Annotated in this window: 11 protein-coding genes; 5 read left to right on the forward strand and 6 right to left on the reverse strand. The window is 75.4% G+C overall.

Going from position 1 to position 14,799, the window contains the following annotated elements; translation table 11 throughout:
* The first annotated feature begins 180 nt into the window (after positions 1-180).
* Positions 181-942 carry an enoyl-CoA hydratase-related protein gene (locus ACPZVR_RS16990; RefSeq protein ID WP_436700819.1) on the forward strand — a complete coding sequence of 254 codons (762 nt, stop codon included), beginning with the start codon at positions 181-183 and terminating at the stop codon, positions 940-942.
* Between the two features lie 87 nt (positions 943-1,029).
* Here ACPZVR_RS16990 and ACPZVR_RS16995 read toward each other — a convergent pair whose 3' ends face one another.
* Positions 1,030-1,608, reverse strand: a complete 579-nt coding sequence (locus tag ACPZVR_RS16995) for a hypothetical protein (protein ID WP_436700820.1) — start codon at positions 1,606-1,608, stop codon at positions 1,030-1,032.
* 152 nt (positions 1,609-1,760) lie between these two features.
* On the opposite strand from ACPZVR_RS16995, the gene ACPZVR_RS17000 reads away from it, so the two are divergent.
* Positions 1,761-2,444, forward strand: a complete 684-nt coding sequence (locus tag ACPZVR_RS17000; RefSeq protein WP_436700821.1) for a hypothetical protein — start codon at positions 1,761-1,763, stop codon at positions 2,442-2,444.
* A gap of 91 nt (positions 2,445-2,535) precedes the next feature.
* Here ACPZVR_RS17000 and ACPZVR_RS17005 read toward each other — a convergent pair whose 3' ends face one another.
* The 4 genes from ACPZVR_RS17005 to ACPZVR_RS17020 all read right to left on the reverse strand — a co-directional run bounded on the left by ACPZVR_RS17005 (position 2,536) and on the right by ACPZVR_RS17020 (position 9,409).
* Positions 2,536-3,747 carry a SigE family RNA polymerase sigma factor gene (locus ACPZVR_RS17005; protein ID WP_436700822.1) on the reverse strand — a complete coding sequence of 404 codons (1,212 nt, stop codon included), beginning with the start codon at positions 3,745-3,747 and terminating at the stop codon, positions 2,536-2,538.
* A gap of 100 nt (positions 3,748-3,847) precedes the next feature.
* Positions 3,848-5,779, reverse strand: a complete 1,932-nt coding sequence (locus ACPZVR_RS17010) for an oxidoreductase (RefSeq protein ID WP_436700823.1) — start codon at positions 5,777-5,779, stop codon at positions 3,848-3,850.
* A gap of 32 nt (positions 5,780-5,811) precedes the next feature.
* Positions 5,812-7,797: a sigma-70 family RNA polymerase sigma factor gene (locus ACPZVR_RS17015; RefSeq protein ID WP_436700825.1), complete on the reverse strand. Its 1,986-nt coding sequence runs from the start codon at positions 7,795-7,797 to the stop codon at positions 5,812-5,814.
* Between the two features lie 427 nt (positions 7,798-8,224).
* A complete protein-coding gene (locus tag ACPZVR_RS17020; RefSeq protein WP_436700832.1) occupies positions 8,225-9,409 on the reverse strand; it encodes a pentapeptide repeat-containing protein in 1,185 nt (394 codons plus the stop codon).
* 625 nt (positions 9,410-10,034) lie between these two features.
* Between ACPZVR_RS17020 and ACPZVR_RS17025 the strand changes: the two genes are divergently transcribed.
* Together ACPZVR_RS17025 and ACPZVR_RS17030 are read left to right on the forward strand one after the other, a co-directional pair.
* Positions 10,035-10,538, forward strand: a complete 504-nt coding sequence (locus tag ACPZVR_RS17025) for a LuxR C-terminal-related transcriptional regulator (RefSeq protein ID WP_436700833.1) — start codon at positions 10,035-10,037, stop codon at positions 10,536-10,538.
* A gap of 218 nt (positions 10,539-10,756) precedes the next feature.
* Entirely contained in the window at positions 10,757-11,638 is an 882-nt protein-coding gene (locus ACPZVR_RS17030; RefSeq protein ID WP_436700826.1) for a TIGR03619 family F420-dependent LLM class oxidoreductase, read from the forward strand.
* Between the two features lie 16 nt (positions 11,639-11,654).
* Here the strand turns inward: ACPZVR_RS17030 and ACPZVR_RS17035 are convergent, their stop codons facing one another.
* Positions 11,655-12,212: a TetR/AcrR family transcriptional regulator gene (locus ACPZVR_RS17035; protein ID WP_436700828.1), complete on the reverse strand. Its 558-nt coding sequence runs from the start codon at positions 12,210-12,212 to the stop codon at positions 11,655-11,657.
* A gap of 245 nt (positions 12,213-12,457) precedes the next feature.
* Between ACPZVR_RS17035 and ACPZVR_RS17040 the strand changes: the two genes are divergently transcribed.
* Positions 12,458-14,692 (forward strand): HelD family protein, encoded by a 2,235-nt coding sequence (locus tag ACPZVR_RS17040; protein WP_436700829.1) that lies wholly within the window; start codon positions 12,458-12,460, stop codon positions 14,690-14,692.
* The last annotated feature ends 107 nt before the right edge of the window (positions 14,693-14,799 follow it).

Raw genomic sequence — 14,799 nt, forward strand, 5'->3', positions numbered from 1 at the left:
CGACGGGCCTGGCCGGAGCCGCAGGAATCGCCGGTCGACCGGCGATTCCTACGCTTGTCGGCCGTTGCAACGCTCGACATGTGCAGGGAACGCCCGACTAGTGGGACGGATGGGGCCGGTGGGAAGTCGAGCACCCGGCCGGCGGTCGGCGCCGGGGTACGACGCGGCAGGATGAGCCGCATGACTGACGCACCCGCCGAGCTGGTCCACCTCGACGTCGCCGACGGCATCGCGACGATCACCCTCGACTCGCCCCACAACCGCAACGCGCTCTCGCGCCAGCTGGTCACCGAGTTGGTCGGCCACCTGGCGGCCGCGGACGCGGCGCCCGACGTCCGGGTGGTGGTCCTGCGGTCGTCGGGCCGGGTGTTCTGCTCGGGCGCTGACCTGTCGGAGGCCTCGACGGTCCCGATGCAGGAGGGCGCGCGGGCCATCGTCGCCCTGCAGCGCCAGATCGTCGCGCTCACCAAGCCGGTGGTGACCGTCGTCGAGGGGGCCGCCCGCGCGGGCGGGATCGGCATCGTGGCCGCCTCCGACGTCGTCGTGGTCGCCGACGACGCCACCTTCGCGCTCACCGAGGTCAAGCTCGGGCTGACGCCGGCGGTCATCTCGCTGACGGTGTTCCCGCGGCTCACGCCGCGCGGACTGGCGTGGACCGCGCTGGGTGGCGAGGTGTTCAGCGGCGCCGAGGCGGCCGACTACGGTCTGGCCACCTTCGCCGTCCCGGCCGCCGAGCTGCAGACGCGGGTCGACGACGTCGTCGGCAAGCTCGCCACCGGCGCGGCCCAGGGCCTGCGCGAGACCAAGGGCCTCCTCGCCGCCGACCTGCTCGCCCGGATCGACGCGCAGGGGGAGGACCTGGTCGAGCTCAGTGCCCGGCTCTTCGGGTCCGACGAGGCGCGGGAGGCGATGACCGCCTTCCTCACCCGCAAGAAGGGCTGACCGGAACCGTTCACCTACCGAATTCGTCGTCCCGGCGGGGGTTCGACGACAATTCCGGTAGGTGAGCGGGAGAGACACCGGCGCGGCTCAGAAGTCGATGAACCCGGCGACCACCTCGTCGATGAGCCCGTCCGGGCCGGGCGTGCCGTAGAAGTACACCGAGCCGTAGCCCCAGAGGTACTCCTCGACGACGTCCTCGAGCTCCCCGTCGACGGGCCAGCCCTCCTCGTCCACCTGGAACAGGAACCGGTGGCCGTCGGCCTCCACCGCGGCGGCGTACGACGGCTCGTCTTGGATCAGCTGCGGCGTGTCCGCGATCCGCACGAGTCCCGGTCCGTCGTGACCGGCGGCGAGCGGGGTGAGGGCGGCGGGCCGCAGGCCCGGCCAGCCCCGGTCCGGGCGCCCGCCGCGCGGGGAGGGCGGGTGGACGAGGGCACGCATCGCCAGGCCGGGGTAGGTGAGGTCCTCGTCGCCGATGTCGAAGCCGTCGCGTAGCAGGACCGACACCTCGCGCCCGGCGGTCCAGGGCGCGCAGCCGGCGGGCAGGGTCAGCACGTAGCGGTGGGTCGCGAGCCACGGGTGGTCCTCGACCGCCCGCGGCGGGGGACCGCCGAGCCGGCCGCCGATCGGGGTGTCGGGCAGGGCGGGGGTGAGCAGGAGGACCACGTCCTGGACCCTAGGGCGCAGGCGATCTCCGGTCCGGTGCCGGTGCCCGGAACCGGGGTGATGCGGGGACCGTCCAACGGGCCGAGGGGTTTGCGTCGGGCCGATCCGGAGCATGGGACCCGGCGGAGGGAGCGCACATGGTGGAGAAGAGGATGCTCAGGCCGACCGTCGCCGGCCTGGCAGCGGCAGCGCTGGTCCTGACCGCGGGACCGGCGCCCGGTGCCGCCGGCCGCGCGGGAGCCACGGGCGAGGCATGCCTCCTGCGCGCGTCGACCGGTGAGCTGCACTGCTATCCGAGTGCCGCGGCGCTCGTCGAGGCGGTGACCGGCGTACCCGCCCACGGACTCACGACCGCGGACCTCGCCGAGCGGTCGACCGTCGCGTCGATCGAGCGGGGCCTGGTGCGTCGCGACCGCGCCACGGCGCGGACGGTGTCGACCGCTCGGGCCGACCGGGCCGACCGGGCCGACCGGGCCGGTCGGACGGCCCGGACCCGGACCGCCGCGCCGGAGGCGCCCGACCCGGCGGACTCCTCCGGCTCGGCCGCGTTGGCATCGGTGGTGACCGCGGTCTTCTACGACGGCACCTACGGCACGGGCGCCGCGCTGGTCATGGAGGCGCCCAGCGGGTGCGACGACGACCCGGAGGTCGAGTGGGCCTGGCCGACCTTGACCTCGAGCTGGCGCAACCGGATCCGCTCCGGCACGGGCTACGCCCGCTGTGACTTCAAGGTCTGGAACAACGCCTCCTACGGCGGCGCGTCCTACGGCTACGTCGCGAGCTCGGGCCACTTCGGCGCGCTCGACGCGGCGGCCAACTCGGTGAAGATGCGCTGAGCCGCCGCCCGTCCTGCCGCCCGTCTTGCCGCCCGTCCTGCCGCCCGCTCCGCCGCCCGCTCCGCCGCCCGCCGTGGACCGGCGGAGCGGATCACGAGGGCTCCTTGGTCTGCACGTCCACGGTGCGCAGCGCCACGACCCGCAGCGGCGCCGGGTCGCCCGGCTCCCCGCAGCCCGGGGTCTCGGTGTCCGCCGGCAGGTCCAGACCGGTCATCGACCCGTCGGTGAAGGTCACCCGGACCGTGGGTGCCGGGTCGCCGCACCAGCTCGTCCAGGCGAGCTCGAGGAGGGCGTCCTGGCCGGGGCGCAGCCGGAGCCGCGGGCCGTCCGGCGGGAGCGTCGCGCTCTGCGCCTCGGCGCCGGAGCCGATCTCGATCCGGGTGCCCGGGCCGATCGCGCATCGGGCGTCCCCTCCGGTGCCGCCGCCGACGACCAGCGCCAGCGTCCGTTCCCCGGCGCCCGTGCTCACGCCCGCGGAGCGCAGCGTCACGCCCGTGCAGCTCGGCCCCGGCGCTGCCGGCTGCGGTGTCGAGTCACGTCCACGCAGCACCGTGCCCGCGATGCCCGCGCCGGCGATGAGACACGCCGCGGCGACCACGCCGGCCACGCGGCGCTGTCGGTGGCGGCGCTGCGCGCGGGCCACTCGCGCGGCCAGGTCGGGGACGTCCGGCACGGGGATCTCGCCCTCGCGGACGAACGCGCGCAGCTGCTTCTCGAGGTCGCTCATGGGCCGACCTCCCCCCCGCGCCGGATCGGCGGCGCCGCCGGGGGTGCCGTCGGGGGTGCCGCCCGGGGGGCCGTCGGTGGTGGGGCCGGCCCCGAGGGCACCGTCGGCATCGACGGCCAGCAGCCGCCGCAGCGTCGCCATGCCGCGGCTGGCCTGGCTCTTGACGGTGCCGGGCCGGCAGGCGAGGACCTCGGCGATCTCCTTCTCGGAGCAGTCCTCGTAGTACCGCAGCACGAGGACGGCACGCTGGCGGGGCGGCAGCTGCTGGAGGGCCGCCCAGAGCTCCGAGGTCCAGGCGGGCTCCACGTCGCTCGCGGCGCGGTCCTCGGGCTCGGCGCGGAGGAGCTCGCGCCGGTCGCGCTTGCTGCGGCTCCACCACAGCCGGGTCATCGCGCGCCGCGCGTACGCGTCCTGGTGCTCGACCTCGCGGACGTGGCGCCAGCGCCGGCCGAGTCGCAGGAAGGTCTCCTGAGCGAGGTCGGCGGCCGTGTGCGGGTCGCCTCCGGTCAGGAGCATGCCGTAGCGCAGGAGGCCGGTCTGCTTCGCCGCGACGAACTCGGCGAAATCGGCATCCACGCGCCGTTCACCTCCTCACGCGACTCCCGAGACCGGATATCCACGACTATCCAAGGGCGCTCGTACCCCCGAGGGTTGCATCACCCTCGTGATTCGTGAGTCACAGGGTCGCGACGAGGCGGGCCGCGTCGGCGGTGGCGCCCCGGATCAGGCCCAGGCCGCCCGCGTCGCCGACCACGTGTACGTCGACGCCGGGCAGTGCCGCGGCCAGCCGGTCCCGCGCGGTCGGGTCGGCCTCCACCTCGCCCGCGAGGACGACCGCGTCCGCCGGCAGGATCCGCGGCCGGCCGTGGGCGGGCGTCCAGTGCACGCCCTCCGCGGTGATCGCGGTGACGGCGGCTCCCACGTGCACGGTGACGCCGAGCCGGTCGAGGCGGTCCATGTGCTCGGTACGCCGCTTGGCCCCGAACTCGGGCGCGATCTCGACGCCGGAGTGCACCAGCGCGACCAGCCGACCGGACCCGGCGAGCACCTCGCACCACTCGACGGCGGCCATCCGGCCGCCGACCACGACGACCCGGTGACCCGAGGGCGGCCGGTCGGGATCGATGCCCGCGACGACGTGCGGCAGGTCCGCTCCCGGCAGGTCCGGGAAGCCGACGCGGCCGCCGGTGGCGACGACGACCAGGTCCGGCGCCAGGGCCCGGACCCGCTCCGGGTCGGCCGCGGTGCCGAGCCGGACGTCGACCCCCGCGTCCGCCACGCGGCCGAGGAGCCAGTCGAGGTAGCTCCGGTTCTCGGGGTGGACCGCGCTCGCGTCGACCAAGGCGCCGCCGAGCGCCGGCGTGCGCTCCAGGACGGTCACGTCCAGCCCGGCTTCGGCGGCCCGCCAGGCGGTCTCGAGCCCGGCCGGTCCGCCGCCCGCGACGACGAGGCGGCGCCGCCGCGCCGGTGCGGACCGCACCAGCTCCAGCTCGTGGCCGGTGAGCGGGTTCACCGCGCACTCGGCGGCCAGCCTCTCCTCCAGCGTGTCGATGCAGTTCTCGCACGAGATGCAACGCCGCAGCCGCGTCGCTCCGCCGAGCTCGCCCGCGAGCTTGCGGGGCAGGTCCGGGTCGGCGAGCAGCGGCCGGCCGAGCGCGACGAAGTCGGCCCGGCCCTCGGCCAGCACCCGCTCGGCGAGCGCGGGATCGTGCAGCCGCCCGACGGCGATCACCGGGACGTCGACGACCTCCCGCACCGCCGCGGCACCGCCGACGTTGAGCCCGTCCCCGTCGTCGGCGGCATTGACCATGCCGGTGACCAGGCGGTCGATCACGCCGCCGCTCACGTGGAAGGCGTCGACGCCCGCCGCGACCAGCAGCGGCGCCATCGCCGCGGTGTCGTGCACGGGGCGTCCGGCGGCGACCCGCTCGTAGCCGGAGACGCGCAGGGTGACCGGGAAGTCGGCGCCGACCTCGGAGCGGATGGCGCCGAGCGCCTCGAGCAGCACCCGGATCCGGCCCTCGAGCGAGGTGCCGCGGTACCGGTCACCGCGGCGGTTGCGCTGGGGCGCGAGGAAGGAGCCGAGGAACATGTAGCCGTGCGCGGCATGCAGCTCGATCCCGTCGTACCCCGCGGCGCGGACCCGCGCCGCGGCCGCGCGGAACCGGTCGAGGATCGCCGCGATCTGCTCCTTCGTGACCTCGGCGGACGGCCGGCCCGTCAGGTACGACGGGATCACCGACGGGCCGAGCGAGGTGACGCCGAACAGCTCCGGGCCGAGCCCGTCGGGCCCGGCGTGCACCAGTTGCGGCTGGATCCGCGCGCCGTGGGCGTGCACCGCCTCCACGAGGCGCCGGTGCGCCGGGATCGCGGCGTCCTCACCGAGCTGCAGGCCGCCGGGCGTTTCCGGGTGCTGGGGGTCGATGCCGGTCGCGCCGACGGTGACGAGGCCGACGCCGCCCGCGGCACGGGTCGCGAAGTGGGCGACCGTCCGGTCGGAGGGATGACCGTCGGGAGTGCCGTACATCGTCTCCATCGGAGACATCACGATCCGGTTGCGCAGCTCCATCGAGCCGATCCGCCCGGGAGCCAGCAGGTGCGGAAACATGGAACATGTTCTACCCGGGATCCGGGTCCGCGTCAGTAGGTCGCGCTTCCCCGCTGCGTGCCGTCGGCGGTGAGCGCCACGCCGCCCGTCGGCGGCGGACCGACGGTGATGGGCGTCATGGTGACCGCGAGGGCCGGGGGCGACGCGCCGGTGTAGTCGAACCGGCAGCTCATCGTGAACCCGCCCGGGAGCATGAATCCGCTGCCCGCGCCGATCTGCGGGTCGCCGGGGTTGGGTCCCCAGCAGCTCCACCCCGCGCCGGTGACCCCGCCCGCGGGGACGTAGGTGTCGGTGTCCACCGTCACCGCGGCGGTGAGCTGGTAGCTCCCGGGTCCGGTCGCGCTGACCGGGACGGTCAGCCGCCAGTCGCCGCCGCCGAGGTCGGTGACCGTCAGCGCGCCCAGTGCGGGGCAGGCGTAGTAGACGCCCAGGTCTCCGCTGAACCGCTGCTGGGCGTCGGCGGCGAGGACGTAGCCGCTGCGCGGCGTGCCGGTCACCTCCCAGGCCCCCTGCTTCCCGTCGCCCTGGGTCAGGACGTAGTCGACGCCGGCGGTCTGCGGCATGGTGAGCGAGCCGAAGGTGCCGCACGCGCTGATCGTCGTGGCGGTGGGGGCCGCGGGGCGTACGGCGACCGGTGCTGCCGTCCGGGGCGCGCCGAGCTTGGCCGGGCCACTGGCGGCCGCGGCTCCGGCCGGCTTGCCGGGAGGGGGCGACGCGGGCGTCGTCGGGCTGCCTGCCCCCGCCGTGCCGGTCGGGTCCGCCGGGTCGTCCGCCGGCGTGGTGCCGTCCGTGGGGTCGTCGGTGGCGCCGTCCGTCACGTCGTCGGTCGCGCGGTCGGTGGGGGAGGCACCGCTGCTCGGTGACCCGGTCGGGCGTCCGGTCGACGCGTCCGTCGTCGGGTGGTCGGAGGCGGCGGGGTCGTCGTCGGAGCCCGCCGCCGCCCACCAGGTCACGGCGACCACGAGCAGCACCAGTGCGGCCGCGGACAGGGCGGCGAGGGTGATGCCGCCGACGCCGGCACCCGCGCCCGTCACGGTGGCACCGCGCCCGGCGAGCAACCGGACCAGTCGGCCCGGTCCGGACCCGCCACGTGGGCCACCCCGCCCCGCTCCGCGCCCCGCGCCCGCGGCCCGGGCCGCGCCGGCACCCCCGCCGGCACCCGCCGGGCCGGCACCGGCCGCCTCCGCCGTCGTACTCCCCGGCTCGCCGGGTCCGGCGGCGACGCCGACGGCGTCGAGCAGGCCCGCGCCCGCGCCTCCCAGGAGGAGGACGGGGAGCACCAGGCCGGCCAGCTTCCGGTTCACGTGCTGCAGGTCGGCCGCGGCCGCCGAGCAGGCGGCGCACGTCGTCAGGTGAGCGTCGAGACGGGCTCCCGCGCGGGCGCTGAGACCGCCGCGGACGTAGGTGCCGAGGCGCTGGCGCACCCAGGCGCAGGGCTTGGTGCCCGCGACCCGCGGCAGGTGGTGCTCGAGATAGGCGACCTTGAGGCCCTCCCGGGCGCGATAGGCCAGGGACGACACCGCTGCCGGCGACATGCTGAGCATGGTCGCGACCTCGGGCACCTGGTGGCCCTCCACCTCCAGATGCCACAGCACCCGCTGCCAGCGGTCGGGCAGGCTCCCGAGGGCGGCGACGGCGGCGCCCTCGTCGAGCTCCTGGACCTGCTCCTCGACGCCCTCCGTCGGGCTCTCCAGGAGCCACGGCTCGTCGGACACCGGAGCCTCGCGGCCCGAGCGGCGCAGCAGGTCACGGTGCCGGTTGCGGATCGTCGCGAACAGGTAGCCGCGGAAGTTGGTGACCGGACCCTCGCCCGCGCGGATCCGCGCGAGCACGCGCGCGAAGGCGTCGGCGACCAGGTCCTCGGCACCCGAGGGGCCCGCGAGGATCACGGCCAGCCGGCGCGCGGAGGCCACGTTGTCGGCGTACAGCGCCTCCAGGGCAGCGGCATCGCCCTCGTGGGCGCGGCGCAGCAGGACGTTCTCGTCGGGCAGGTCGGTCGGCATGTTCGGGGAGGCCATCTCGTCGTGAGGGGGTGCGACGAGGCTACCTCCGGACGGGGTCCGTGCGGGCCCCGATGGCGATGTGCGAAATCTCCCGCGGAATCGCGTCATGAGTGCGAACGCCCGTGCGTCTTGCTTCCTCGACCACAGCAGCGCGCACCGGGGGGAGCGCCTGCACCGCACGACGACAGGGTCCATCGATGGCGCATTCCCACCGCGCGACCAGCACCCCCTCCCGGCCGTTCGCGACCCTCCGGCGCGAGCGCCTCCTCGATCTCCTGGACCGGGCGGCACCGGTGACCGTCCTCCGGGCGCCCTCGGGCTTCGGCAAGACCACCCTGGTCCGCCAGTGGCTGCGCGGTGGTGCGGCGCCCGCGGCCCGCTGGGTGCCGGTGGCGGCGGGGCTGCGGGAGCTGCCCGAGGCACCGGTCGTCGTCCTCGACGGCTACGAGCGCCTCGGGGCGGACACCGCGGCGATGGATGCGCTGGTCCGTGCGCGGGTCGGCGCCCGACCGGGGACGCGGGTCGTCGTGACGACCCGGGCGGCGACCACGCTGGTCGGGCCCGAGCCGAGGGCGGGGGTCGCGCCCGTGGTCATCGGCGCGGACGACCTCGCGTTCACCGCCGAGGAGACGGTGCGCTTCTTGACCCAGGACGCCGCGGACCTGCGCGCCGAGGCCGTCGGGATCCACGACGACACCCGCGGCTTCCCGCTCGCCGTACGAGCGGCCAGCCTGACCCTGGCGACGCGCCGGGGACGCGCGGGCCGGGCCACCGGAGGCTGGTGGACGATCGTCGCCCAGGACCTGGCCGCCCAGCTCGACGGTCCGGACGCCTGGCGGTTCGTGCAGGACACCTGCGCGGCGCCGTACGTCGACGCCGGTCTCGCGGCCACCCTCGGCGCGTGGGTGCCGGCGGACGCACGGGCGCTGATGGCAGGGCTCGAGGCCGACGGCAACGGGCGCTGGGAGCGCGACGCGGCGGGGCGCCGGGTCTTCCGGATCGTCGACTCGCTGCGCGACGCGGCGCGCGCCGAGCTGATCGCGACCGACCCGGATCGCTTCCGCTGGGGGGCGGGCGTGGCCGCCTCGTGGATGCACGGCCGTGGTGACCACCTGCCGGCCTTCGAGCTGGCCGTGACCGCCGGCCGGTCCGAGCTGGCGGGCCGGATCGTGTGCGCCGCGCTGGCCGCCGTGCCCGAGAGCGAGCTGGCCGGGCAGCTCGACCACCACCTCAGCCGGATCCCGCGGGCGGTGGTCCTCCAGAACCCGCGGCTCGCGCTCGCCCGCGGCCTGGTGCTGAGCGGCAACCCCACGACCCGGCAGTCCGCGCGGGAGTACTTCGCGCGGGTCGTCGAGCAGCCCGCGGGTCCGCCGCGCTCGCAGCCGGTCTCCCACTTCGTCGAGCGGCCGGCGGACCGCACCGCCGGCCGGGAGGATCGGCTGCTGCCCCACGTCGCGCGGTCGGTGGCGCTGCGCCACCTCGGCCGGTACGTCGAGGCGGGCGAGAGTGCCCGCGCGGCGCTCGCCGCCGAGGTGCCGTCGCTCGCGGACCCGACGTTGGCGGACCCGGCGTTGGCGGACCCGGCGTTGGCGGACCCGGCGTTGGCGGACCCGGCGTTGGCGGACATGCGCGCCGGCGCCTGGCGCCACCTCGCCCTGTCGCTCTTCCAGGCCGGTGACGTGGAGCGGGCGCACGCCCTGGCGGGGCGCGCGCGGGGGACGGCGCGCCGACCGTGGTCCCAGGCCGACGCGACGGCCTACGCCTTCGGGCTCGCCGCGATCGACGGCCGGTCGCGGGCCGCCGCGCGGATGCCCGCGCCGCCCGCCGGGTCGGCCCACGGCCTGGTCGAGGTCGGTCAGGCGCTGCTGCGCCTGGACGGCCTCGAGCCCGCGGCGGCCCTCGCCGAGCACGGTGCGGCGTCGTACGACGGCATCGGCGAGCTGTGGCCCTACCTCGCCTGGACCCGGCTGCAGGCCCGTCTCGGCCTCGCGGACGTCGGCGCGGAGCTGGAGCGGATCTCGGCCGCGCTCGGCTCCCGCCCCGAGCCGCCGGGGGTCGGCGAGAACCTCGGCACGACCGCGCTGCACGGTCTCGTCGCGGCCGTGCTGATCCGGCAGGGCCGGGCCCGCGACGCCGACCGGCTGCTGCACGGCACGACCCGGTGGGCCGGCCAGCTGGCGCCGGCCCGGCTCCTCGAGCGGCTCGCCGCCGACGATCCCGGGGGCGCGCTCGAGCTGGTGCCCCGCCTCCAGATGCAGGCCGGGCACACGGTCCGCTCCCGCGCCGGTGTCGCCACGATCGGTGCCGCGGCGGCCCTGCGCGCCGGTTGTCCCGACGCGGCCGGCGCGCTGCTGGACCAGGCCGTGGCCCTGTACGCCGAGCACGGCGCGCGGGCGCACCTGCTCCAGGTGCCGGCCGACGACCTCGCCGCGCTGCGGGACCTGGCCCTGCGCAACGGAGCCGCCGCCGCGTCGTACCTCGACGCCGGGGTCGTCGAGGTGGTGCGCGCCCGGAGCCGCGCGGCTGCGCCGAGCACCACCCCCGACGCGGCCCCGCTGACCGGTCAGGAGATCGCCGTCCTGCGCGCGTCGCTCGACCACCCCCGGCGCAGCCAGATCGCCGCGGCCCTCCACCTCTCACCTGAGACGGTGAAGTCCCACATGCGCAGCATCTATCGGAAATGGGGCGTCAACTCCCGGGAGGCGGCCATCGAGCGCGGGATCCAGCTCTGCGTCCTCGGCGGCCCGCGGACCTAGGGAAACGCTGATCAATCCCGCCTGCTACGCGCCGCGACGCACGCACGCTGGCTGCGTTGCAGACGCTCGACGTGCGCCCAGCATGCCGTCGCGCCTGCGCCTTGCCATCGCACGCGCCTCGCGACGCTCGCGACGGCGCCATTGATCAGCGCTTCCCTAGGGTGACGGATCGTCACCGGCTCTAGAACATGTTCTAGTTCTTCGCCTAGGGTGCGGACGTGGACTTCGCGATGGTCACCGCCTACCACCCCATCGACCAGCTCGTGCCGCTGGCGCGCGCCGCGGAGGAGGCCGGGTTCGCGGCGCTCAGCCTCGCCGACCACGTCGTCGACCTGGAGTCGATCGCGACGCCGTACCCCTACACGCGCGACGGCGGCCGGCGCTGGAAGCCCGAGGTCGACTGGCCCGACCCGTGGGTCACCATCGGTGCGCTCTCGCAGGTGACCACCGAGCTGCGGTTCTTCACCTCGATCTACGTCGCCGCGATGCGCAACCCGTTCGTCGTCGCCAAGGCCGTCGGGACGGCGGCCGCCCTGTCCGGGGGCCGGGTCGCGCTGGGCGTGGGCGTCGGCTGGTGCCGCGAGGAGTTCGAGCTGCTGGAGGAGGACTTCGCCACGCGCGGGCGGCGCACCGACGAGGGACTCGACCTGATGCGCGAGCTGTGGCGGCCCGGCTGGACCGAGTTCGCCGGTGAGTTCTACAGCTGCGAGCGGCTCGTCATGCGCCCCGAGCCGCCCGGCCCGATCCCGGTGTGGGTCGGCGGACTCTCGGACGTGGCGTTCCGCCGGGCCGCGCGCAACGACGGCTGGATCGGCGACCTGGCCAGCATCGATGAGGCGATCGCGATCGTCGAGCGGCTGCGCGGCCTGCGGCGCGAGGCCGGCCGCGACCTCGACGAGCCCTTCGCCGTCGTACCGGCGCTGACGGACGCGGCCGTGCCCGAGGACTTCGCCCGCGCCTCGCGGGGCGGCGTGACGATGTGCATGACCATGCCGTGGATGTACTACTACCCGCAGGACGCGCCGCTGGAGCAGAAGCTCGACGGCATCGCCCGGTTCGGGGCCGACATCGTCGCGCCGACCCGGGCGCTGCTCGCCTGAGTTTCTCGCGCGGCGCTCAGCCCTCGAGGTACGCCGTCAGCATCGTCACGATCGTGCGGTGGGCGCGGTCGAGGTCGATGTCCGCGCCCAGGAGCCGCTCGTTGCGCATGCTGCGCAGCATCGCCGGCAGCACCTCGGACATCGCCGCCGAACGCTCGGCGTCGAGCCCGGGACCGTCGATCCCCTCGAAGAAGCGGACGAACGCACGCGCGGTCATCTCGTCGAGCCGCCGGATCGAGGCCGCCGTGCGGGGATGGGTCTCCTCCAGCACGTCGAGGGGGCGAGGCAGCGCCCAGCGCATGGTCTCGATGGTGACCGCCTGCGGTGAGTCGAGCAGGGTGCGGTAGAGCTCGGCCACCTCGGCCACCCGCCCCGCCACCGTCGTACTCGTCGGCTCGGCCCACAGGTCCGGCGCGGCCTCGATGACCTGGTCGACCACGGTCGACCAGAACCCGTCGGAGTCGCCGAAGAGGTTCTGGACCGAGCCCCAGCTGAGGCCCGCCTCCCTCGCGACCATGTTGATCGACACCGTCTCGGGACGACCGGTGCCGAGCATCTCTATCGCCGTGGACAACAGTCTCTCCCGCGCGGCGACGCCGCGGCGGTTCGGCTTTCGGGGCGGGGTCGCCCTGGGTGTCGTGCTCATCGTGCTACCCCCCTTGGACACGCGATGCGTCAGACCATCTCGACAACAGTAGTGCCTTTGGTGGGAGTTCGCGGTCCCGTCCGGTCGCGGCCTGTCGGCGCCTGTAGAGTTGGTGGCTTGCCGCCTTCGTCGCGGCGATCAGGAACGAGTGCGGACGGCAGGGGTCACGAGCGGTGGCAGACGAGCTGGTGGAGCGCGAGGTCGCAGCCGAGCAGGGGTTCGTCGATCGGGTCTACCAGCAGCTGGAGCAGGCCGGGAAGGCGGCGCAGCAGCTGGCGAAGGAAGGCCACTCCCGGGGCCGGCTCGGCCACGAGGGCGGTCTCGTGGAGCGCGACGCCATGGTCTTCCAGGCGGCCAAGCGGATCGCGCAGCTCGACGCCGCCCACGAGGGCCTGGTGTTCGGGCGGCTCGACCTCGACGCCGCGATCGACGCCGCCCCCCGCTATGTCGGGCGGATCGGCCTGCGCGACGACGACCACGAGTCGCTGCTGATCGACTGGCGGGCGCCGGCCGCCGCGGTGTTCTACCAGGCCACGGCGGCCGACCCGCACGGCGTCCTGCGCCGCCGGGTGCTGCGCAGCGCGGGCCGCTCCGTGGTCGGCGTGGAGGACGAGCTCCTCGACGCCGACGGGGTCGCGGCCGCCGAGGAGCAGGGCCGCGAGCTGCCGATCGTCGGCGAGGGCGCGCTGATGGCGCAGCTCTCCCGCGCCCGGGACCGGTCGATGCACTCCATCGTCGCGACCATCCAGGCCGAGCAGGACAAGGCGATCCGGGCACCCTCGCGGGGTGTCGTGTCGATCTCCGGAGGTCCAGGCACCGGCAAGACCGTCGTCGCGCTGCACCGCGCGGCGTACCTCCTCTACACCGACCGGCAGCGCTACGAGCGCGGCGGCGTCCTCGTCGTCGGCCCCTCCGGGGTGTTCATGCGCTACATCGAGCGGGTGCTGCCGTCGCTCGGCGAGACGGCCGTGGCGCTGCGCAGCCTCGGCGAGGTCGTCGACGAGGTCCGCGCGACGCGGCACGACGAGCCGGCCGTCGCCGACATCAAGGGCTCGGCGCGGATGGCCGAGCTGATGCGGCGTACGGCGCGGCAGCAGGCGCCCGGCAGCCCGCGGGAGTACCGCGTCTTCTGGCGCGACGAGCGGCTGGTGCTCGACCGCGGCAAGCTGGGCCAGATCCGGCGACAGCTGATGTCGCAGGGGCTGCGCAACAAGCAGCTCCCGCGCGTCTCGAACGCCCTGCTCGACGCGCTGTGGCGTCAGGTGCGCGGCGAGCGCGGCCGCGAGCAGGGGCGGGAGAGGTTCAACGACGAGATCCTCTCGCGCGACGACTTCCTCGACTTCGCGCTGGCCTGGTGGCCGCCGCTCGATGCGGCGACGGTGCTGTGCTGGCTGCGCGAGCCCGAGTTCCTGGCTCGCGTCGGCGACGGCCTGCTGAGCGGCGAGGAGCAGCGACTGCTGGCCAAGACCTGGGCGCACCTCGACCCGACCCGTCCCATCAGCCCGCAGATCGCCATCGAGGACGTGCCGCTGCTCGACGAGCTCCGCTACGCCCTCGGCGACCTGCCGGCGAAGGCCGACGACGAGCGCGACGACCCGATGGCGCTGATCGAGGGCGCGGTCGACATCCAGGAGCTGATGACCGCCGCCGACCGCGAGTTCGCGCCGTCGGGTCGGTCCTGGCGCCCGCCGGTCTCCAGCATCGAGGACGACGGCTACGCGCACGTCCTGGTCGACGAGGCACAGGACCTCACGCCCATGCAGTGGCGGATGGTCGGCCGCCGCGGGCGCACCGCCTCCTGGACGATCGTGGGCGACCCCGCCCAGTCGTCGTGGCCGGTGCCCGAGGAGGCCGCCGCGGCGCGGTCGGCTGCGCTGGAGCGCAAGCAGGTGCACTCCTTCCACCTGTCGACCAACTACCGCAACTCAGCGGAGATCTACGCCCATGCCGCGGCGTACGCCGCGCGGGTCGGCCTGGACGCCGACCTCCCCGACGCCGTACGCCGCACCGGCGAGGAGCCGGTTGTCGTCGACCTGCCCGACGGTGCGGGTGCCGCCGAGCTCGAGGCGGCCACCCGGGCCGCCGTCCTCGAGGTCGCGGGCCGGGTCTCCGGAACGGTGGGCATCGTCGTCCCGGTCGCCCGGCGCTCGGAGGTCAACGCCTGGCTGGCCTCCTGGCCCGAGCTCGCCGCCGACGCCGCCGGTGCCCGCGCCGCGATCGACTCGTCCGTCACCCCGTCGGGCGAGGACCGGGTCGTGGTCCTGACCGGTCTCGACACCAAGGGCCTGGAGTTCGACGGCATCGTCGTCGTGCGCCCCCAGGAGATCGAGGACGAGTCCGCCACCGGTCGGGCCACGCTCTACGTCGTCCTCACCCGCGCCACGCAGCTGCTCACCACCGTCGGCTGACGTCGCGCCCCGCCCCCGCCCTTGTAACTAAGAGGTTCCGCCAATAGGTTAAGGGCGTCGGGCTGGTCGGGTGTTCCAGCGGTGGGTGGTCCAGGCGATGCGGACAA

The organism is Nocardioides segetis (assembly GCF_051390595.1).
Taxonomy (GTDB): Bacteria; Actinomycetota; Actinomycetes; order Propionibacteriales; family Nocardioidaceae; genus Nocardioides.

What these genes read in the sequence shown, in the direction of transcription:
- ACPZVR_RS17025 (WP_436700833.1), top strand. Translation starts at nt 10,035, where the DNA reads ATGCAGGCCGGGCACACGGTCCGCTCCCGCGCCGGTGTCGCCACGATC.
- ACPZVR_RS17000 (WP_436700821.1), top strand. Translation starts at nt 1,761, where the DNA reads ATGCTCAGGCCGACCGTCGCCGGCCTGGCAGCGGCAGCGCTGGTCCTG.
- ACPZVR_RS17010 (WP_436700823.1), bottom strand. Translation starts at nt 5,779, where the DNA reads ATGTTTCCGCACCTGCTGGCTCCCGGGCGGATCGGCTCGATGGAGCTG.
- ACPZVR_RS17020 (WP_436700832.1), bottom strand. Translation starts at nt 9,409, where the DNA reads ATGTCCGCCAACGCCGGGTCCGCCAACGCCGGGTCCGCCAACGCCGGG.
- ACPZVR_RS17015 (WP_436700825.1), bottom strand. Translation starts at nt 7,797, where the DNA reads ATGGCCTCCCCGAACATGCCGACCGACCTGCCCGACGAGAACGTCCTG.
- ACPZVR_RS16990 (WP_436700819.1), top strand. Translation starts at nt 181, where the DNA reads ATGACTGACGCACCCGCCGAGCTGGTCCACCTCGACGTCGCCGACGGC.